Origin of the sequence: Mycobacterium sp. E3198 (assembly GCF_001667015.1) — a bacterium.
Lineage (GTDB): Bacteria > Actinomycetota > Actinomycetes > Mycobacteriales > Mycobacteriaceae > Mycobacterium.
Window position 1 is genome coordinate 1 of the sequence record NZ_LZIS01000133.1, and the last position, 900, is coordinate 900.

Annotated in this window: 1 protein-coding gene and 1 pseudogene; one reads left to right on the forward strand and one right to left on the reverse strand. The window is 70.1% G+C overall.

Annotation, left to right across the window (positions count from 1 at the left end; translation table 11 throughout):
• Positions 1–515, forward strand: a pseudogene (locus tag A5673_RS15475) (SAM-dependent methyltransferase); the annotation flags it as partial.
• Here A5673_RS15475 and A5673_RS15480 read toward each other — a convergent pair.
• Positions 512–805 (reverse strand): DUF503 domain-containing protein, encoded by a 294-nt coding sequence (locus A5673_RS15480; protein WP_068227043.1) that lies wholly within the window; start codon positions 803–805, stop codon positions 512–514. The pseudogene A5673_RS15475 and the gene A5673_RS15480 sit on opposite strands and share 4 nt — an antisense overlap.
• Positions 806–900 lie beyond the last annotated feature (95 nt).

The window sequence follows — 900 nt, forward strand, 5'->3', positions numbered from 1 at the left end:
GACAGCTGGGTGACGGTGGCCACATAAATCATCAGCACACCGCCGGGGATCAGCAGCCGTGCCGCCGCGCCGAGCACCTCCCACGGCGCGAGCATGTCGAGCACGGCCCGGTCGAAGGAGCCGTCGGGCAACTCCGAGTCCGCGAGGTCGCTGACGATCAGCTCCCAGTTGGCGGGTGCCCCGTCGCCGTGAACGCTGTAAAAATTAGTGACGTTGCGACGCGCGTGCTCGGCGCGGCGGCACGGCTGCTGATCCCCGGCGGTGTGCTGATGATTTATGTGGCCACCGTCACCCAGCTGTCGCGGACCGTCGAGGCCCTGCGGGACCAGCAGTGCTGGACCGAGCCGCGGTCCTGGGAAACGATGCAGCGCGGCTGGAACGTGGTCGGCCTGGCCGTTCGCCCGCAGCATTCGATGCGCGGGCATACCGCGTTCCTGATCTTCGCGCGGCGGCTCGCGCCCGGCGTCGTCGCGCCGGCGCCGCTGGGCCGCAAACGCGAGGGCCGCGACGGTTAATCGTCGCTGTGGTGCAGGCCGCGCCGCACCGACAGCAGCTCGAACTCCGGATGCGCCGCCACCAGGCGTTCGGCCGCGTCCAGCACCTCGACGGCGTGCCCGCGATCGCCGGACACCACGCCCACGCCGATGCCGGCCCGCCGATACAGATCCTGTGCACCGGTCTCGGCTGCCGACACGCTGAACTTGCGCTGCAGCTCGGCGACGACGGGGCGAATCACCGATCGCTTCTGTTTGAGCGACCGCACGTCGCCCAGCAACACGTCGAACTCGAGCCAGCCGATCCACACCGGAATCAGCCGGGGGGAGTCGGCGCCCGGTCCTACGCTGCGAACATGACGGATCAGCCGGAGGCACGCGACCGCCCGGCTTCCAAACCGGCGCG